The organism is Sinorhizobium sp. GQ132, assembly GCF_059758575.1.
Map to the genome: position 1 here is coordinate 123491 of NZ_JCAXDX010000008.1, position 20362 is coordinate 143852.

Genomic DNA, 20362 nt, shown 5'->3' on the forward strand with positions numbered 1-20362 from the left:
TTAACCTTCCGCTGCCGGATCGTCCGGCTCAATTGGTGACTTCGATGAGATTGCCGTCGGGTTCGCGGATCACCGGATAGGCTCCTTCGCGAGAACGACGTTCGCCCCCCGCGCCGTGAAGGCCGCGACATGGGCTTCCGGCGCATCCGCCTCGAGAACGAGCGTGGAGGCACCGTCTATGGCGACCACCGGATGCGGCGCAGCGGTACCGAGCTTGTCGGTCGTGACGGCCGCAAGCAGGGCGCGGCTCCTGGAAGCGATCAGCCGCTTGAATTCCGCATCCTCGAAGTGGAAGGCGGTCAGCCCTGCTTCGGCATCCGCACCGCAGGTTCCGAGTATCGCGAGATCGGGCCGCAAGAGCTCGGCGTCGCGCTGCGCCCGCGCACCGACCGCCGCGCCGACAGCGCGGTTCAGCGGCCCGCCCACCAGAATGACTTCGATGCCCGGCTTCTCCATCAAAGCCGCCGCGATCGGCGGCGTATTGGTGATGATCGTCGCGGGGAGGTCCGGTCCGATCGCCTGCGCAATCGCCAGATTGGCGGAGCCGGCGTCGAGGAACACGGTCATGCGCGGCCTTAGAAAGGCGACCGCAACCCGCGCCAGCGCCGCCTTCCGTTCGGGCGCGCGCGATATCCGGCCCACGAGCGAGCCTGCGTCGGGCGCAACCGGCAACGCTCCGCCATAGACGCGCTCGCAAAGGCCGGCGGCGGCCATTTCGCGCAGGTCGCGGCGGATCGTGTCTTCCGACACGCCGAATTCGCGCGCGAGATCGGCCGCAAGCACCCGGCCCTCGGTTCTGAGCCTTTCCTGGATCAGACTCTTTCTCTCTCGCAGCAGCAGATCGATGGACATCCTGAAACCGTGCATAATCGTGCATGAATCGATGGAAACGTGATTATCACTCCCGACCACGGCTTTCAATCCCGCCTGCCGCAAAACCGCAGGCACGCAACGGAACATTTCACGCCGCAGCGTTTTCGGTGGGAATCGGCCATCTGAGGAAAAATCTTCATCGAAACCGTTCGGAATTGGTCTTTTATACGCTTGGAAACTGGCGGGTTTATGCGAAATTCGCTGCAATCCGGATGACGGGCCGGAGAACCAGAACTGGAAACAACCATGAAACTCCTTCCGACGCTTTTTGCTGCCGCCCTCCTGCAACTCGCCGCCTTCGTTCCCGCTGAGGCGGGGCAGAACCTGGATGAGGTCAAGTCCGCAGGCGTGCTGAAGATCGGCACCGAGGGCACTTACGCCCCCTTCACCTATCATGACGCGAGCGGCGCTCTCGTCGGCTTCGACGTCGAGATCGGTCAGGAAGTCGCCAAGCGCCTCGGCGTCAAGCCGGAATTCCTGGAAGGCAAGTGGGATGGCCTGATCGCCGGCCTCGACGCAAGCCGTTACGACGCGGTCATCAACCAGGTCGGCATCACCGAGGAACGCAAGAAGAAATACGACTTCTCCGAACCCTATATCGCCTCCAAGGCGGTGCTGATCGTCCGCGGCGACGACGAGGAGATCAAGGACTTCGCCGACCTGAAGGGCAAGAAGTCCGCACAGTCGCTGACCAGCAACTTCGGCAAGCTCGCGCAAGCCTCGGGCGCCGAGCTCGTCGGAACCGACGGTTTCGACCAGTCGATCCAGCTCGTGCTGACGGGCCGGGCCGACGCGACCATCAATGACAGCCTTTCCTTCCTCGACTTCAAGAAGCAGAAGCCGGATGCGAATGTGAAGATCGCCGCCGAAAAGCCCGATGCCGATTATTCGGGCATCATCATCCGCAAGGGCGAGCCGGAGCTGCTCGAAGCGATCAACAAGGCGCTGGCCGAGATCAAGGCCGACGGCACCTATGAGAAGATCTCGCAGAAATATTTCGGCGCCGACGTTTCGAAATAGGGCCTGCGGAAGCGCGACCGGTCGAACAACCGCCCCCGCTCTTCAAGTTGCACGGATGTGGGCTTCACACCTTTCCCCATCCTGCTTATGAATCGCGATCCGTCCCGGCATCCGGGACGGATCGCGCGTTTTGAAAGGTTCTCCCTTGCCCCACTGGCTTCAACTGATGGCGGATTCGTTGCCGGCCCTGCTCTGGGCGGGGCTGATCTTCACGATCCCGCTAACGCTCCTCTCCTTCACCCTCGGCCTGGCTCTCGGCCTCGTCACCGCCGTCGTCCGGCTGTTTGCTCCGGCTCCTTTCGCGGCCGTGGCCCGGTTTTATGTGTGGGTGATCCGCGGCACGCCGCTGCTCGTGCAGCTCTTCGTCATCTTCTACGGCCTGCCGAGCATGGGCATACTGCTCGACGCCTTTCCCGCAGCGCTGATCGGCTTTACGCTCAATATCGGCGCCTACAGTTCCGAAATCATCCGCGCGGTGATCTCGTCGGTTCCGAGGGGGCAGTGGGAAGCGGCCTATTCGATCGGCATGAGCTGGAGCCAGGCCATGCGCCGGACCATCCTTCCGCAGGCGGGCCGCGTCGCCGTTCCGCCGCTGTCGAACACCTTCATCTCGCTCGTCAAGGACACCTCGCTCGCCGCCGCGATCACGGTGCCGGAGCTTTTCCAGACGGCGCAACGCATCGTCGCCACCAGTTATGAACCCTTGATCCTCTACATCGAAGCTGCCCTGATCTATCTTGTCATGAGTTCCGTCCTTTCGGCGCTGCAGGGGAAACTGGAGCAGCGCTTCGCCCGCTATGGCGGCTTCCTGGAGGCGCGCGCATGATCGAGCTCTCCCACATCGTCAAGCGCTTCGGCACCAACACCGTGCTGAACGACATCAGCGTCTCGCTCGCGGAAGGCAGCGTGACCGCGCTCGTCGGACCTTCCGGCGGCGGCAAGAGCACGCTGCTGCGCTGCGTCAACCTGTTGGAAATCCCGACGGCGGGGGCAATCCGCCTCGGCGACGACCGGCTCGAATTCGCGGAAGGCCGGAAGGTCGGCTGGCAGGCGATCCAGAGACTGCGCCGTCAGACGGGAATGGTGTTCCAGAACTTCCAGCTTTTCCCGCACCAGACGGCGATCGGCAATGTGATGGAAGGCCTCGTCACCGTCCTCAAGTGGCCGGCCGACCGGGCCCGCACCCGGGCGCTCGAGCTGCTGGAGAAGGTCGGCATGGCGCATAAGGCGGATGCCTGGCCGGCCACGCTATCCGGCGGCCAGCAGCAACGCGTCGCGATCGCCCGGGCACTTGCTCCCTCGCCGCGCGTGCTCCTTTGCGACGAGCCGACCTCGGCGCTGGATCCGGAACTGGCGGAAGAAGTGGTGGAGGTCCTGAGCCGCCTTGCGCGGGAAGGCACCACGATGATCATGGCCACCCACGACCTTCGCCTCGCCTCCCGCGTCGCCGATCACGTCGTCTTCCTGGATGGCGGCGTCGTCGTCGAAAGCGGTCCCCCGCGCAAGATCTTCTCGACGCCGGAGCGCGAGCGGACGAAGCGGTTCATCGCCTCGCTGAGCGCGCCGATGAGCTATGACATTTGAGGTATCGGGCGGTGCCTAACCCCCGAACACGACCAGCAGATCTTTCGCATCGATCTGATCGCCGGCCCTGACGAGCACCTCGGAAATCACCCCGTCCTTCTCGGCATGAAGCGCCGTCTCCATTTTCATCGCCTCGATGGAGAGCAGCACGTCTCCGGCCTTGACCGATTGGCCGGAGACCACCGCGACGGTCGAGATCACGCCCGGCATCGGCGCGCCGAGATGGGCGGCGTTGCCGGCTTCCGCCTTGCGGCGGACGGCGGCCGAGGCGCCGCGATTGCGGTCGGGCACCTTGATGGACCGCGGCTGGCCGTTCAATTCGAAGAACATCTTGACCATGCCCTTCTCGTCGATCTCGCCCTGCGCCTGGTTGAGGATGACGAGCGTCTTGCCCTTTTCGATGTCGGCGAAGAGTTCCTCACCCGGCGCCATACCGTAGAAATAGGCGGGCGTCGGCAGCACGCTGACGGGGCCGTAGGTTTCGCAGGCCACCGCATAATCGGTGAAGACCTTCGGATACATGAGGTAGGAGGCGAACTCGAAATCGGTCACTTCACGGCCGAGCTTCTCCTCGATGCCCTTGCGCTCGGCGTCGAGATCCGCGTCTTCGAGAAGCGAGCCCGGACGGGCGTCATAGGGCTCTTCGCCTTTGAGCGCCTTCTTCTGCAGCGCCTCCGGCCAGCCGCCCGGCGGTTGGCCGAGATCGCCCTTGAGCATGGAGACGACCGATTCCGGGAAGGCGATGTCCTTGCCCGGATTCTCGACATCGGCGACCGTCAGATCCTGGGAGACCATCATCAGCGCCATGTCGCCGACGACCTTGGAAGACGGCGTCACCTTGACGATATCGCCGAACATCCGGTTGGCGTCGGCATAGGCCTGCGCCACCTCGTGCCAGCGGGTCTCGAGGCCGAGCGAGCGGGCCTGTTCCTTCAGATTGGTGAACTGGCCGCCCGGCATCTCGTGCAGATAGACTTCCGAAGCCGGACCCTTGAGGTCGCTTTCGAAGGCCGCATATTGATGGCGTACCGCCTCCCAGTAGAAGGAGATGCGGCGGATCCATTCCGGATCGAGGCCCGGGTCGCGGTCCGAGCCGGACAGCGCCTCGACGATCGAGCCGAGGCAGGGCTGCGAGGTGTTGCCGGAGAGCGCGTCCATCGCCGCATCGACGATGTCGACGCCGGATTCGACCGCCGCGAGCACGGTCGCCGCCGCAATGCCCGAAGTGTCGTGGGTGTGGAAATGGATCGGCAGATCGGTCGCTTCCTTCAGCGCCTTGAACAGCACCCGGGCGGCGGCCGGCTTCAATAGCCCGGCCATGTCCTTGACGGCGATGATATGGGCGCCGGCCTTTTCCAGCTCGGCGGCGAGCGCCGTATAGTATTTCAGGTCGTATTTCGGCCGGGCGGAATTGAGGATATCGCCGGTATAGCAGATCGCGGCCTCGCAGATCCTGTCCTCTTCGGCCACCGCATCCATCGCGACGCGCATGTTCTCGACCCAGTTCAGGCAGTCGAAGACGCGGAAGACGTCGATGCCGCCTTTCGCGGCCTGTCGGACGAAATATTTGACGACATTGTCCGGATAGTTCTTGTAGCCGACGCCGTTGGCCCCACGCAGAAGCATCTGCAGGAGGAGGTTCGGCGCACCCTCGCGCACCATCGCCAGCCGCTCCCACGGGTCCTCTGTCAGGAAGCGCATCGACACGTCGAAGGTCGCGCCGCCCCAGCATTCGAGCGAGAAGAGGCTCGGCAGCGCCCGCGCATAGGTGCCGGCGATGCGGGCGATATCGTAGGTGCGCATGCGGGTGGCGAGCAGCGACTGGTGGCCGTCGCGCATCGTCGTGTCGGTGATCAGCACCTCCGGCTGAGCCTTGACCCATTCGGCGAATTTTTTCGGGCCGAGCTGATCGAGGCGCTGCTTCGTACCGGGCTTCACCTCGCCGCCGATGAACGGCACGACCGGCGCGGCGATATCGTCGGAGGGCTTCGGCCGGCCCTTGACTTCGGGATGGCCGTTGACGGTGACGTCGGCGAGGTAGGTGAGAAGCTTGGTGGCGCGGTCCTGGCGTTTGACCTGCTGGAACAATTCCGGCGTCGTGTCGATGAAGCGCGTCGTATAGCTGTTGTCCTGGAACTTCGGGTGGCTGATGATAGCCTCGAGGAAGGTGAGGTTGGTCGCCACGCCGCGGATGCGGAATTCTCTCAGAGCACGGATCATCCGCTGGATCGCTTCGCCCGGGTTCGGCGCCCAGGCGGTGACCTTCTCGAGCAGCGGATCGTAGTAACGGGTGATCACCGCCCCGGAATAGGCCGTGCCGCCGTCGAGGCGGATGCCGAAGCCGGTGGCGCCGCGATAGGCGGTGATGCGGCCATAATCCGGAATGAAGTTCTGCTCCGGGTCTTCCGTGGTGATGCGGCACTGCAGCGCATGGCCGTTGAGGCGGATGTCCTCCTGGCGCGGCACGCCCGATTCCGGCGCACCGATGGCGAAGCCGTCGAGAATGTGGATCTGCGCCTTGACGATGTCGATGCCGGTTACGACCTCGGTGACGGTATGCTCGACCTGGATGCGCGGATTGACCTCGATGAAGTAGAACTTGCCGGTGTCGGAATCCATCAGATACTCGACGGTGCCGGCGCCGATATAGTTGGTCGCCCGGGCGATCTTCAGCGAATAATCCGCGAGTTCCTGGCGCTGCGCATCATCGAGATAGGGCGCCGGCGCCCGCTCCACGACCTTCTGGTTGCGACGCTGGATCGAGCAGTCGCGCTCGAAAAGATGGACGACGTTGCCGTGCGTGTCGCCGAGGACCTGGCTTTCGACGTGCCGGGCGCGCTCGACCAGCTTTTCGAGATAGACCTCGTCCTTGCCGAAGGCGGCCTTGGCCTCGCGCTTGGCCTCGGTCACCTCGCGGATCAGGTCCTTGGGGTCGCGGATCGCCCGCATGCCGCGGCCGCCGCCGCCCCAGGACGCCTTGAGCATGACCGGATAGCCGATCTCCTCGGCCAGTCGCTTGATCTCTTCCGGATCGTCCGGCAGAGGCTCGGTCGCCGGTACGACCGGAACGCCGATCGAGATCGCCAGGTTGCGGGCCGCGACCTTGTTGCCGAGCTGGCGCATCGTCTCCGGCTTGGGCCCGATGAAGGTGATGCCGTTCTGAGCGCAGGCTTCGGCGAATTCCGGGCTTTCGGAGAGCAGGCCATAGCCCGGGTGTATGGCGTCGGCGCCGGACAGCTTGGCGACGCGGATCACCTCGTCGATCGACAGGTAGCTCTCGATCGGCCCGAGGTCGCGGGGAAGGTGCGGCCCGCGTCCGACCTGATAACTCTCGTCCGCCTTGAAGCGGTGCAGCGCCAGCTTATCCTCCTCAGCCCATATCGCGACCGTTTTAAGCCCCAGCTCATTGGCCGCGCGGAAGACGCGGATGGCGATTTCGGAACGGTTGGCAACAAGGATCTTGGAAATGGACAAGTCGGACTCCTCATAGACTTGGACACGCGGGAATGCTGCACCCGCGAAAAGAACTATTAGCGAGTCAAGGAATGAAGCGCAATTTCAGATGCGACACGAATGCTGACCCATTCGGTCAGGAGCACGGGTCGTCAGGAGATCAGTCCCAGGCGGAAGGCGATCGCCACGACGTGATGCCGGTTCTTCGCCTTCAACTTTTCCTGGATGCCGTTCATGTACCAGTCGACCGTGTGGCTGGAAATGTCGAGGACCTTGCCGATGTCGTTCGATGTCATGCCGTCGGCGAGATAGTGGAGCGCCTCCATTTCGCGCCGCGTCATCTGGACTTCGACGCGCGAGACGAGTTCCGCCATGATCTCCGGATCGGTGAGTTCGAGCAGCTTCCAGAACAGCCGCTTGGCGATGGCGTCGAAAAGGCTCAACTCCACCGGGCTCAGATCGACCACCCGGCCGCCCACGGTCAGGTTGCCCATGAGTCCGCGCCGGCCGTGCACCGGAAAGATATAGCCGTCGAAGAGGCCGTGATTGCGGGCCTCGACCATCATGCTTTCCATGCGCTTGCGGTGCGGGTCCGAGCGGAAGGCCACGAGCGTGTCGCGCCAGCGGAAGCCGCGCTGGGCATGACCGAGGAAGCGAATAGTCGGATCAATGACGACGTATTTCTTGCGGATGTAGATCTGCGGCCAGCCCTCCGGCCAGCGTCCGGCCAGAAGAAGTCTCAGCGGATTCTCGTGCGGTTTCGGCTGACGCACGATGCCGTAGAAGTCGAAACCGCACCGGTCGAGCAGGCGCTCGAACTCGGGCAGGATCTCCTCGCGCGTCTTCATCTCTTCCAGTAGCGCCAGAAACTGTACGAGCAACGTAATATTCATAGAGCATCCTCGAATCAAAAACGCGCCGCGCAACCCGCCAGGCCATATGAATACGCCGTTCAGAAGCCATTCATGTTGCAACCGCGATAATTCTTCATATCACGCCCGGTCTTGCAGGAAACCTGCAAAAACTCGGAGTCGAGGCATCAAGATAGCTAACGATGGATCATCCCGCCAACCCTCCCATGGTATCGGATGATCCTTCTCGCTGATCCGCCCCGTCTACCGCGTTTTTTGGGAAGAACGCAAAGGCCGTCACCCGCGGCTTTGCCGGCACGCAAGGTGGATGAAGATCATCTTGCCGTCGGTTCAAGACGCAACGCATCGCCGCTTCGTGCCGTTGCGGCGAAATTCCGATACCCGAAAGGGGTGAGACAGTGTCCTTGTTTCAGGTGTATGCAAGAGCGCTTCAGTATCTTGCTGTCCACAAGTTTCGCGTCGGGGCGATCGTCATAGCCAATATCGTCCTGGCTGCCATCACCATTGCGGAGCCGATTCTGTTCGGCCGAATCATCGACGCGATCTCCTCACAGAAGGACGTCGCGCCGATGCTGCTCCTGTGGGCGGGCTTCGGCGTCTTCAATACGATCGCCTTCGTGCTCGTTTCCCGCGAGGCGGACCGTCTCGCCCACGGTCGCCGCGCTTCGCTCCTGACCGAAGCCTTCGGCCGGATCGTCTCGATGCCTCTCTCCTGGCACAGCCAGCGCGGCACTTCGAATGCGCTGCATACGCTGCTGCGCGCCTGCGAGACGCTCTTCGGTCTCTGGCTCGAATTCATGCGGCAGCATCTGGCGACGGCAGTGGCGCTCGTGCTTCTCATTCCGACCGCCTTTGCCATGGACGTCCGTCTGTCGCTCATCCTCGTCGTGCTCGGTGCTGCCTATGTGATGATCAGCAAGGTCGTGATGAGCCGCACGAAGGAGGGTCAGGCTGCCGTCGAGGGCCATTACCACACGGTCTTCTCGCACGTATCCGACTCGATCAGCAACGTTTCGGTGGTTCACAGCTACAACCGCATCGAAGCTGAAACGCGCGAGCTGAAGAAGTTCACGCAGCGCCTGCTGTCGGCCCAGTATCCGGTGCTCGACTGGTGGGCTTTGGCGAGCGGCCTCAACCGTATTGCCTCGACCATCTCGATGATGGCGATCCTCGTCATCGGCACCGTTCTGGTGCAGCGCGGCGAGCTCGGCGTCGGCGAGGTGATCGCGTTCATCGGCTTCGCCAATCTGCTGATCGGCCGCCTCGACCAGATGAAGGCCTTCGCCACCCAGATCTTCGAAGCGCGCGCCAAACTCGAAGATTTCTTCCAGCTCGAGGATTCCGTGCAGGACCGCGAGGAACCGTCCGATGCCGGGGAACTGAAGGGTGTCGTCGGCGAGGTCGAATTCAAGGACATTTCCTTCGACTTCGCAAACTCCGCCCAAGGCGTGCGCAACGTCTCGTTCAAGGCGAAGGCCGGCCAGACGATCGCCATCGTCGGCCCGACCGGTGCCGGGAAGACCACGCTCGTCAACCTCCTGCAGCGGGTCCACGAGCCGAAGCATGGCCAGATCCTGATCGACGGCGTGGACATCGCGACCGTCACCCGCAAATCGCTGCGCCGGTCGATCGCCACGGTCTTCCAGGATGCCGGCCTCATGAACCGCTCGATCGGCGAAAATATCCGCCTCGGCCGTGACGACGCCTCTTTGGACGAGGTGATGGCAGCCGCCGAGGCAGCCGCCGCGAGCGACTTCATCGAGGACCGCCTCAACGGCTACGACACGGTCGTCGGCGAACGCGGCAACCGGCTGTCGGGCGGCGAACGCCAGCGCGTCGCGATTGCCCGCGCGATCCTGAAGAACGCGCCGATCCTGGTGCTCGACGAGGCGACCAGCGCGCTCGACGTCGAGACCGAGGCCCGCGTCAAGGATGCCATCGACGCCTTGCGCAAGGACCGGACGACCTTCATCATCGCCCACCGCCTGTCGACGGTGCGGGAAGCCGATCTGGTCATCTTTATGGATCAGGGCCGGATCGTGGAAATGGGCGGCTTCCACGAACTCAGCCAGAGCAACGGCCGCTTCGCGGCACTGCTTCGCGCCAGCGGTATCCTCACGGACGAGGATGTCCGCAAGAGCCTTACGGCGGCGTAATCGCCTCACCGATCACCGGATCTACAACGAAATGCCCCGGATTCCGGGGCATTTCTATGTGATCGGGAAGGTCGCGAGATCCGCGAGCGTCATGAGCGCAAGGGCAAATTCATCGAAGCGTTGCGCGGACTGTGATATACGGCCGCGCCGGGAGGGGCGCCTCTCCTTCCGGCGTGCCGATAAGGGTCCCTCACGCCGCCTTCAGCGGCGGCGCCACGGAGACCTCCTTCAGCCATTCGAGGTAATAGGCATAGGCGAAGTGCAGGCCGATGCCGCCGATGACGAAGATCGTGCCGATGATCCGGTCCCGGTCGGTGACGAGAAGCAGCACCTGGCCCGCCATTGCGAGGATCGTCCCGAAAATGAAGACGGCAAGCGAATGGCGCCCGATCATCACCAATGGATGGTTGCTCCCCACTCGCGTCAGCCGGCTGAAGACAGGGACGGTTGCGAGAATATAGGCGAGCGCCAGCACATGCAGCAGCCGCGTCAGCGACAGGAAGGTCTTGTCGAAGCCGGTCAACACCGCAGGCAGGCCGAAGGAGAGATCGATGTTCCACCAGGAAAACAGCACCCAGAAGGCGGAAATCGCGAGATAGGCGACGGACAGTCCGAGAAGCCAGGGGCTCCGCGGGAGACTCCCGCCCCGCCGCACATGGCTCATGCACAGAATGCCGATCACGAACAGGAACTGCCAGGACCAGGGATTGAGGAACCAGTAGCCGTCGTCGAGAAAGTTATAGGGCACCATTTTGAAGCAGCCGGCAGCGAGCCAGAGCGTCGCGGAGAACGCGAACAGCAATCTGGGGCGCACGGCATTCAGCCACAGAAAGCCGGGCAGCAGCAGGAACAGCACCGCATACATCGACAGAATGTTGTTGTAGCCGAGCTGGTGCCCGAGCAGCACCATGGCGACGATCCCCTGCTCCGTCTGCTCGACGATCGGCCGGATGTTGATCTCGCCGATCAGCTCCTGACGGCCGAAATAGAGCGCGCCGCCGGCGAAGATCGCAAGCGTCACCACGCTCGTCATGATGTGCGCGACATAGAGCGCCAGGGCGCGCCGCCATATTTTCAGCGTGAGGGCGAGCCGGCCGCCGGCCAGGAACTTGCCGGAATAAGCCGCCCCCACCGACAGGCCGGAAATCAGCACGAAGGCCTCTGCCGAATCGGAAAAACCGAAATTCTTGTGGGTCAGATATTCGAGATACTGGCCCGGTACATGGTTGACGAAGATGGTCAGCAGGCAAAGTGCCCGAAAAACGTCGAGGCGTGTGTCGCGTCCGGTCGGCACCGGAGGGGCGACCCCTCTCTGATCGTTGCCGCCCTCAAAGGTCTTCTGCAGCATGCGCGTTGATATCCGGGATTTGGCGCCCCGCCCCACCCCTGTTGAAACCGGCGCCGCCGTGCCGGCCCGATGCGGGCGGCGCCGACGCCATGAATGAATGGCGAACCTGGCACGGCAAAGAAAAGCCGGCCTTGCCTCCGAGCGGAATGAGGAAAAGTGTGTACCGTTTTGCGCCCTGCATTCCGCTCGACTTGTTGGATCGGATCACGATTGCTTTGGGTCGTTCGATCCAAGTCATCGTGATCCAGGAAAACAAAGCCGGTTCAGCTCGTGCTTCAAGCCGGCAGCTACAGCAAAACCCCTTCATGCGCGTTTTCTGTGACACTATTATTTACGCTTACGACCGGTTCGCCCCTTTTTGGATCGCGGCTGACGGAAATCCGGTGCGTGGTGCCGTTCACGCGCACTTCGGCCGAATAGCCCGGCCATTCGGAGGGTAGAACGGGCCGGATCAAGAGCTTGTCGCCCCGCTTGCGGATGCCGAGAATCCCCTCGACACCGGCGCGGTAGAGCCAGCCGGCGGAGCCCGTGTACCAGGTCCAGCCGCCGCGGCCGGCAAGCGCGCCTTCTCCATAGATATCGGCAGCAACCACATAGGGCTCGACACGATAATGCTCGGCGTCCTCCTGGCTGAGAGCATGCGACACGGGGTTGAGCATGCTGAAGGTGCGCCAGGCCTCTTCCGCCCGCTCCTGGGCGGCGAATGCCAGCACCACCCAGGTGGCCGCGTGGGTATATTGCCCGCCATTCTCCCGCACGCCCGGGGGGTAGGCCTTGATGTAGCCCGGGTCCTGCTTCGTCGTCTCGAGCGGCGGCGTGAACAGCCGGACGATGCGCTTTTCGGGATCTACGAGCTCCGCCATCACCGCGTCCATCGCGCGCAGAGAACGCTCCTTGTCGCCCTCTCCCGAAAGCGTGCTCCAGGATTGCGCGATCGAATCGATGCGGCACTCGCCGTTCTCCGCCGATCCGAGCGGCGTGCCGTCGTCGTAATAGCCGCGGCGATAGTAATCGCCGTCCCAGCCTGCCTGTTCGAGCGCATCCTTCAGTGCTTCGAGATGCCGCTCCCATAGGGCCAGGCGCGGCTTGTCCTTGCGGGCACGGGCATAGGGCAGGAACGCGCGCAGGGTGCCTGCCAGGAACCAGCCGAGCCAGACGCTCGTGCCCTTTCCGGCCTCCCCGACACGGTTCATGCCGTCGTTCCAGTCGCCGCCGAGAATGAGCGGCAGACCGTTGGCGCCGGTCCGGCGGATGGCGAGATCGACCGCACGGGCGCAATGCTCGTAGACGTCGCCCACCTCGTCGGCCACATCCGGCTTGTAGAAGCTGTCGTGCTGGCCTTCTTCCAGAGCCGGCCCGGTAATGAAAGGAACTTTCTCCTTGAGGATGTCTTCCTCGCCGGTGACGGCGCAATAATGCGCAACCGCATGAGCGAGCCAGACCACGTCGTCCGAGATCATCGTGCGGACGCCCGCGTCCGTGCCGGGCAGCCACCAATGCTGCACGTCGCCTTCGACGAACTGCCGCGCCGCCGCATTGAGGATCTGCGCACGGGCAAGCGCCGGCCGATGGATGAGGAAGGCAAGCGTATCCTGCAGCTGATCGCGGAAACCGAAGGCACCGCTTGCCTGGTAGAAGGCCGAGCGTGCCATGATCCGGCAGCCGAGCGCCTGGTAGGGAAGCCAGTGGTTGATCATGTGGTTGAAGGCGCGATCGGGCGTCTCCACCTTCACGACTCCGGTGAAATCACCCCAGAACGCCTTCGCCGCCTCGAGCGCAGCGTCGAAACTGTCCGCCCTGAGTTCCTCCAGCACCGCCTGCACCTGATCGGAATTGTCGGCATCACCGAGGAAGAAGGTGACCTGTCGCTCCACCCCCGCCTCGATGGTCAGATCCGTCGCGAGCGCCGCGCAGGCATCCCCGTCCACATCCGTCGATCCGGTTAGCTCGGCGCCGGCGATCACTGCCTGCGGGGCGAGGATTCCTCCGGCCCGGCCAAGGAATTCCCGCCGGCTTGCCGTATAGCCGGCGATATCTCCGTCGCTGGCGAAGAACGCGCACCGGCCCGGATAGTCGATGCTGTAGGGATTGGTGGCGACGAGCGTCTTCGCGCTTTCGTCCCACTCACTGAGGACGAAGGGCGCGGTACGGCTGCGATTGTTGCCGAGCACCCACTCCGCATAGCCGTAGACGCGCAGCTTGCGTGCGGCCGAACTGCGGTTGCGGATCGTCAGCCGGACGAGCTTGGCCGGCAGGCTCCTGTGGACCGTATGCATGGCCTCGATCTCGAGCTCGTCCTGCGTGCTGAGAAAGCGCGAATAGCCGAGGCCGTGACGGGTCTCGAACCGGGCGGACTTGCGTCGCGACAGTGCGGCATAGGGCGTCAGCACCGCGCCGCTTTCCATGTCGCGCACGAAGATCGCCTCGCCCGGACGATTGACGACCGCGTCGTTGCTCCAGGGCGTCAACTGATAGTCGCGGGAATTGCGGCTCCAGGAGAAGGCCGCACCTTCGGCGGAGATATGGAAGCCGAATTGGTCGTTGGAGATGACGTTGATCCAGGGTTGCGGCGTCGCCTCGCCTCCGCGCAGCCGCACGGCATATTCGCGGCCGTCCTCGGCAAAGCCGCCGAAACCGTTCCAGTAATCCAGGTCGCCGCCGTCGAGTTCGACCGCCATCGGCTCGTCGGTCTCCCGTATCACCGGCAGCAGCATCTCGGCGCCCTCCTCCTTCTTCTCGGAAGGTTTGGAGTAGAGCGATGTGGCGCGGGCTATCTGATCCGAGATCGTGCCGTTGCGGGCATGGAAGACGGCTCGCGAAGCCGAGATCAGGGTCGACCAGGTTTCCGGTTCCATCAGGTCCCGGCGCACCGCAAAGATGTGCTGGCGCGGGCCGTCGGAAAGGCCGCGAAGCCTCAAATTCTCGCACATGGAGTCGAGCGTGTGCTGCAGATCCTGCGCATAGGAGGAGGCGCGCTCGTTGACCACCACCAGATCGGCGGTGATGCCGCGAGCTCTCAGATATTCCTGCGCCCGCAAGGCCTCGCGGGCGATGCCGAGATCGCCGTCGTCGTTGATCCTGAGGCAGAAGATCGGGAAATCGCCGGAGATCGCCAGCGGCCACAGCGCCGATTGCGAGGCAAGCCCGGTCTTGACGGTCTCCGTATCGGCGCGAAGGTGCATATCCGGATAGACGAGATAGCGGCCGAGCATCTGGAAGCTCGCGGCCTCCTTCGAGGTGATCCCGACATGGCGCATCTGCACCTGGCTGCGGGTCCAGGCATGGATGAGCTCGTGATTGAAGGTTTCCGGATGCCGGTAGCGGTCGATCGCCCGATCGACGCCTTCCCTGTCCGGGGCGGCGATCGTCCAGAAGATGACGCTCACCTTCTTGCCCGCCGGCACGCGTACGACGCGACGCAGCGACACGATCGGATCGAGCGTGAAGCCGTCGGTGCCGGAAAGCGTGGCGCCCGGGTCGAATGCGGCCGCCTCGGCAATCGTGCGGCCCTGGCCGAGGAAGCGCCGGCGATCGGTCTCCGCCTGCGTGTGGCGATCGCTGCCGGCATTGTCTGTGACGAGATGGGCGACCTCGATGTCCGGATCGCCAGGGCTGCGCTTGTTGCGCGAGACCCATATCACGTCTCCGTGACGGCTGATCTCGGTGCGGATGAACATTTTCGAGAAGGTCGGGTGCGAGCTGTCGGCATCGTCCATGGCGAGCACGGGCTCGGCATATGACGTCACCTCGATGAACCGGTCTTCCGTGCCCGTGTTGAGCAGGATAACCCGACGGCCTTCGGCATCGTGCTCGGTGGCGACGATGCATTCCACCTCGCTTGTCAGATCGCCGACGGTCTTGACGTATTCGGCCTTGTCGTCGCCGAAGCGGGTAACGGTCTTTTCGCCCGGCGCACGCCGCGGCTCGGCCGTCGCCGACCACCAGTCGCCCGTCACCGTGTCGCGCAGGAAGATGAAGGTCCCCGTCCTGTCCTCCACCGGGTCCGGAGTCCATCTCGTGACCGCCTGACCGTTCCAGCGGGCATAGCCCGCCCCTGTCGCCGTCAGCATGACGGAGTAGTGACCGTTCGACAGAAGAACCGTCTCGCGATCCTGGTTGATCGGGTCTTCGACGACGCGGACTTCGGGGCGCAGGAGATCGGCCTGGCCCTTGCCCAGCGCTTCCGGCTCGCGCTTGGCGGCCATGACCGGGATGTCGCGCGGCGCCTTCTCCTGCAGGAGGAGTTCGGCGGCCTCGATGACGGGGTCGGCATGGAACCACTCGCGCAGCTGCCCGTTGAAGACGACATTGGCGACCGCGGCGACCGACATGCCGTGATGATGGGCATAGTAGTTGCGCACGACGGCGCATTTCTGGCCTTCCGGCACGCGCGTCGGCGTGAAGTCGACGGCGTCGTGATAGCCGTAGGCCCCAAGGGCGCCGACCTCCCGGAGCCGCGCCAGATTGGCGAGCGCCGATTTCGGATCGTACATGCAGGCGAGAATGGACGCGTAAGGTGCGATGACGGCATTCTGCCCGAGGCCGCGCTTCAGACCCAGCGTCGGCACGCCGAAGTTCGTATACTGGTAGGTCAGCTCGTGGTCGCGCGCATTGAACGCCGCCTCGGAAATGCCCCAGGGCGTCCCGAGCCGACGGCCGTGATTGATCTGCTCCTGGACCACCAGATTGTTGGTCTGGTTGAGGATGCCGCCCTGCCGCTCCTGCATGACGAGCGGCGGCATCAGATATTCGAACATCGAACCCGACCAGGAGACGAGCGCACCGCGCGCGCCGATCGGCACGATCGGACGGCCGAGCTTGTACCAGTGCTCGGTCGGCAGATCCCCCTTGGCGATCGCGAAAAGGCTCGTCAGCCGCGCCTCGGAGGCGAGCAGATCGTAGCATGCCTCGTCGAGCTCGTTGGCGTTGACCCGGTAGCCGATCGACAGCAGCCGCCGCTCCGGCCGGAACAGGAAGCTGAAGTCCATCGAGAAGGCGATGTCGCGTGCGCGCTCCTTGAGCACCAGCAGACGCTGGCGCAGAGCCTCGATGGCACCGAGGTCGAAGACGCCGTCCGCGATATGGGCCTCGCAGGCGGCCACCAGCGAACCCGCCCATGTCGCCACTTCGCCGCTGGGGACGGTGCGCACCTCATGGTCGAGATTGACCGTCAGCTTGTGCATGTCGCGTGCGAGCACCGCGAGGTTGATCACCCGGATGGAGGCGAATTCGCGCTCGCGCTTGACCGCTGCAAGCGCATTCTGGAAGCCGGCGATGCGCTCCTCGATCAGGCGCCTCAGCGGCCGAACGGTCTTGCGGTCGTCGGGAAGCTCGCTCAACACCTCCTTGAGGATCGCCGCGACGTCGCCGATGCCGTCGAGATTGCCCTGGACGTGGGCGGATGGCGCTTCGGCCCATTCGCGGCACATGGACGAGACCGCGATCAGGTGTCCGGCGAGGTTGCCGCTGTCGACCGAGGAGACATAACGCGGCTCCATCGGTTCGAGCCCGCGCGTGCGATACCAGTTGAAGAGATGGCCGCGATATTTCGGCATGCGGTCGATCGTGGCGATCGTCTGCTCGAGGCGCGTGATCGTCTCCTCGAAACCGATCCAGCCGAAGGAGCGCGCCGACATGACCGACAGGAGATAGACGCCGATATTCGTCGGCGAGGTTCGCTCCGCGAGTACCGGCTGCGGCGTTTCCTGGAAGTTGTCCGGCGGCAGGAAGTTCTGCTCGGCGGTGACGAACGCCTCGAAGTAGCGCCATGTCCGCCGGGCGATCTTGCGCATCTCCTCGATCGCCTCCTCGGAAACGGCGAGCTGGTCTTCGGTCTCGGCGGACTGGCTCACGAACCAGGCGACCGCGGGCGAGGCGGCCCAGATAAGGGCGAAGGGCAGCCCGATGAAGGGCAGCCCCGTATCGGAGATGGCGGCAAGCGCCAGCGACACCAGCGCAAGCGCCGGTGCCGTCCACATTGCGCGGAAGTAGTCGCCGATCGAACCGTGGCCGGCGCTCTGCACCTGCGCGGCGGTGCGCCATTCGAGCATCAGCTTGCGGCTGACGAAGGTGCGATAGAGCGAGCGCACGATCGCATCCGCCATCATCGCCGCATTGTGCGCGATGAAGACGATGCGCAACGCGACCTGCGCGTTGGCGGCGCGGATGTCCGACAGCACCGTGTGGAGATGCGCACGCGCGACGATGTCGTTGCGCCGCGGCATGATCCCGGAGATCAGCGACAGCGTCGGCGCGACGAACAGGCTGAAAATCAGCACGAGCTGCCAGATCAGCGCCGGGGTCGGCTCCATGTAGTACCAGCCCATGACCGAGGCGGCGAGCCAGGCGACGGGAATGAGCGAGCGGCGCAGGTTGTCGTACATCTTCCAGCGCCCGAGCATCGAAAGGCCGTTCTTCGGATTGAAGATATACGGCAGGAGCTGCCAGTCGCCTCGCGCCCAACGATGCTGGCGCGACATCTCGACCTCGTAGCGGATCGGAAAATCCTCGACGAGCTCGATGTCGGTCACCAGCGCGCAACGCGCATAGGAACCTTCGAGAAGGTCGTGGCTGAGCACCGCATTTTCTTCGATCCTGCTCTTGAGAGCAGCCTCGAAGGCGTCGACATGATAGAGGCCCTTGCCGGTGAAGCTGCCTTCGCCGGCAATGTCCTGATAGACGTCCGACACGGTGAAGACGTAAGGGTCGATGCCGCGATTGATGGTGAAGATGCGCTGGAAGGCCGAGGCCTCGCTGCCGGTGGTGAGCGACGGCGTCACGCGCGGCTGCAGGAGGCTGTAGCCGGTCACGACCTCCTGTGTCCTCGGATTGACGACCGGCCGGTTGATCGGGTGATAGAGCTTGCCGACGAGCTTGGTCACCGCGTCGCGCATGAGACGCGTGTCGGAGTCGAGCGTCATCACATATTGCACGCCCTCCGGCACCGTGTTGGCGCCCTGAAGGAAGGAGGTATCGCGGTCGCCGCGAAGCAGCAGATTCAACTCGTGCAGCTTGCCGCGCTTGCGCTCCCATCCCATCCACACGCCCTCGGCCTCGTTGTAGAGGCGGCGGCGGTGCAGCAGGAAGAAGCGCGTCTTGCCGTCATAGGCATAGCGGGCAGAGAGAGACGCGATCTCGCGCTTGGCATATTCGAGAACATCCGTGTCGGCAGGAGCCTCCTCCGACTTGCTGTCGGCCCAATCGCTCAGGAGCGCGAAATAGATCTCGCCGCGCGGATTGGCGAGATAGTGAACCTCGAGGTTGCGCACGAGCTCGTCTACATGATCGCGCTTGGCAATCAGGCAAGGCACCACGACCAGCGTGCGTCCATCCTCGGGTATTCCGTCGAGAAACTCGTAACCGACGAGCCGCGAGGGTTTGGCAAACAGCGTGAAGACCGTGTTGAACAGGCCCATCGCGCCTTCGGAGGCAGGCAGCGCGAAGAGCAGGAGCATGATCAGCTTCGCGCCGCTCGGAATATCCATCGGGCTGACGAAGGCATAGACGACGATCATCGCCAGGATCGTCAAGAGAATGTTCGGCCCGGCTATGGCGAACCAGTCGAGCTTGCGGACCGACCGGATGATGTGCTGGAAGATCGAGGGCGAATAGCCGATCCTCTTCTCGAGTGCCAGGCGCTGCTTGCCGACGAGGAAGGAGCCGACATTCGGCTCCTGCAGAGGCGCTTCGACGGCCGCGGCGGCCTTCGCCTCCTCGACCATCTCGATCGCGATCTTCGTGACTTCATGTTCGCTGTGGCCGGACCGGCGGGCAAGCTTCTCGATCGTGTCGCGATACGTGTTGCGCGATCCGAAATCGAGCGCCGCATAGTCGGACCCTTCGCGCAGCGTCGCATCGATCTTGCTGACGCTTTCGAACCAGACGGCCCAGTCCGTGTCGTCGATCTCGCGCAGGCTGCGGATGATATTGCTCATCGTCGCGTTGCCCGACGACAGGCGGTTCTGCTCCGCTACCAGCGCCTCCTCGACGTCGGTGCCACGCCTCTCCAGCCTCTCCTCGATCCAGGCGATGACGGCACCCGAGCTCTGGGAACCGTCACGCATGCGGTAAAGGAGCTGTGCGATGAAGGTGTTGTCGGCGGCAAGCGCCTCGGACTCCACCAGAAGCGTCCGGCAGCCTTCCGGATCGTTCAGCCGGATGAGCTGGTCCGCGACCTCGTTCGCCTTCCGCCGCATGCCGCGCGAGCGCTCGACGCGGATGGCGATGCGCCTCAGATTTTCGATGAGGACGAAACGCAGGATCGACGGCAGCGCCCACAATTCGCCGATCTTGAGGGTCTCGTGCTCCTGGAAGCCCCCCACCATCGCGGTGATGCTTTCCCGCGTGACGGTACTGTGGGTATGGGCAACGTAGAGCCAGGCAAGGGCCATCGTGCGCGGGATGACGGTTCCGGAGACCGAGAGCGTCGGCAGTTGCCGGTAGAAACGGCGTGGAAAGTCCCGCCGTACCTCCTGGATCGCCTCTTCGACGACGTGGTGGTTGTCGAGCAGCCATTCGGCTGCAGGCGTGATCGAGGCGCCGGCTTCCACGTCGGCCGCGGTCGCCCGGTAGACGCGCAGGATTTCCTTCTCGTTCTCCCGGTGGCGGACGCGAAATTCGAAAGGAAAGAAGCCCGGCAGAGCGGAAGTGCCGTGTTCGGCGAGGCTCGCGCCGCATGCTCGCAGGTCGTCGATCGAGAAATAGGTCGAGCGGATCGAATCGTTGTAGTCGATCTGCTTCGCTTCCGGTTCGCGCGGTAAGTTGGACTGCGTTGTGTTCTGGAGCATGGGTACGGATTCTGGTTCCACTCGGGACTGATCGGCCCGGTTGTCGTTGTTCTGCCGGTGTGGCTGCGACCCCGAGGATGCAGACGGCGCCGGCGCGTTTCTAGACACGGTCATGTGCCCTCCTTCGCCGTCATTGTCCCGGGAAGAGAGTATGGGTGAAGGCAGGCGCCGAACGCAAAGCCGGCGGCGCGCTGGATTTCACGGCCGCGTGGTGCATGAAGATGGCATTTTTTAGCCGTGATGTCAGCAGCTTGCAAGGAATGCGAGCAT

Annotated in this window: 9 protein-coding genes; 4 read left to right on the forward strand and 5 right to left on the reverse strand. The window is 63.8% G+C overall.

Features of this window, described 5'->3' with window-relative positions:
- Positions 1-69 precede the first annotated feature (69 nt).
- Complete coding sequence (locus tag AC6CIG_RS20625; protein ID WP_164867005.1) at positions 70-867, reverse strand: DeoR/GlpR family DNA-binding transcription regulator; 798 nt, start codon at positions 865-867, stop codon at positions 70-72.
- A 252-nt stretch (positions 868-1119) separates the two neighbouring features.
- Between AC6CIG_RS20625 and AC6CIG_RS20630 the strand changes: the two genes are divergently transcribed.
- The 3 genes from AC6CIG_RS20630 (at position 1120) to AC6CIG_RS20640 (ending at position 3477) form a co-directional block, all read left to right on the forward strand.
- Positions 1120-1893 carry an amino acid ABC transporter substrate-binding protein gene (locus AC6CIG_RS20630; protein ID WP_498323683.1) on the forward strand — a complete coding sequence of 258 codons (774 nt, stop codon included), beginning with the start codon at positions 1120-1122 and terminating at the stop codon, positions 1891-1893.
- Positions 1894-2038: 145 nt separating this feature from the next.
- Entirely contained in the window at positions 2039-2719 is a 681-nt protein-coding gene (locus AC6CIG_RS20635) for an amino acid ABC transporter permease (protein WP_003535752.1), read from the forward strand.
- Positions 2716-3477, forward strand: a complete 762-nt coding sequence (locus AC6CIG_RS20640; protein ID WP_100672677.1) for an amino acid ABC transporter ATP-binding protein — start codon at positions 2716-2718, stop codon at positions 3475-3477. Before AC6CIG_RS20635 ends, AC6CIG_RS20640 begins: the two co-directional genes overlap by 4 nt.
- A gap of 15 nt (positions 3478-3492) precedes the next feature.
- Here the strand turns inward: AC6CIG_RS20640 and pyc are convergent, their stop codons facing one another.
- Positions 3493-6951 (reverse strand): pyruvate carboxylase, encoded by a 3459-nt coding sequence (gene pyc, locus AC6CIG_RS20645; RefSeq protein ID WP_127711417.1) that lies wholly within the window; start codon positions 6949-6951, stop codon positions 3493-3495.
- A 131-nt stretch (positions 6952-7082) separates the two neighbouring features.
- A complete protein-coding gene (locus tag AC6CIG_RS20650) occupies positions 7083-7823 on the reverse strand; it encodes a helix-turn-helix transcriptional regulator (RefSeq protein WP_003535227.1) in 741 nt (246 codons plus the stop codon).
- Between the two features lie 377 nt (positions 7824-8200).
- Here AC6CIG_RS20650 and AC6CIG_RS20655 point away from each other — a divergent pair, with 377 nt between their 5' ends.
- Positions 8201-9958: a glucan ABC transporter ATP-binding protein/ permease gene (locus AC6CIG_RS20655; RefSeq protein ID WP_018098745.1), complete on the forward strand. Its 1758-nt coding sequence runs from the start codon at positions 8201-8203 to the stop codon at positions 9956-9958.
- Between the two features lie 190 nt (positions 9959-10148).
- On the opposite strand, the gene AC6CIG_RS20660 is transcribed toward AC6CIG_RS20655, so the two are convergent.
- Together AC6CIG_RS20660 and ndvB are read right to left on the reverse strand one after the other, a co-directional pair.
- On the reverse strand, positions 10149-11306 hold the full coding sequence (locus AC6CIG_RS20660) for an OpgC family protein (protein ID WP_127710432.1): 1158 nt from the start codon (positions 11304-11306) through the stop codon (positions 10149-10151).
- Positions 11307-11593: 287 nt separating this feature from the next.
- A complete protein-coding gene (gene ndvB / locus AC6CIG_RS20665; protein WP_419183653.1) occupies positions 11594-20092 on the reverse strand; it encodes a cyclic beta-(1,2)-glucan synthase in 8499 nt (2832 codons plus the stop codon).
- Positions 20093-20362 lie beyond the last annotated feature (270 nt).

Bases quoted from the DNA above. Each gene is read 5' to 3' on its own strand.
- AC6CIG_RS20625 (WP_164867005.1), bottom strand. From the start codon at position 867: ATGCACGGTTTCAGGATGTCCATCGATCTGCTGCTGCGAGAGAGAAAG.
- AC6CIG_RS20630 (WP_498323683.1), top strand. From the start codon at position 1,120: ATGAAACTCCTTCCGACGCTTTTTGCTGCCGCCCTCCTGCAACTCGCC.
- AC6CIG_RS20640 (WP_100672677.1), top strand. From the start codon at position 2,716: ATGATCGAGCTCTCCCACATCGTCAAGCGCTTCGGCACCAACACCGTG.
- AC6CIG_RS20650 (WP_003535227.1), bottom strand. From the start codon at position 7,823: ATGAATATTACGTTGCTCGTACAGTTTCTGGCGCTACTGGAAGAGATG.
- AC6CIG_RS20660 (WP_127710432.1), bottom strand. From the start codon at position 11,306: ATGCTGCAGAAGACCTTTGAGGGCGGCAACGATCAGAGAGGGGTCGCC.
- ndvB (WP_419183653.1), bottom strand. From the start codon at position 20,092: ATGCTCCAGAACACAACGCAGTCCAACTTACCGCGCGAACCGGAAGCG.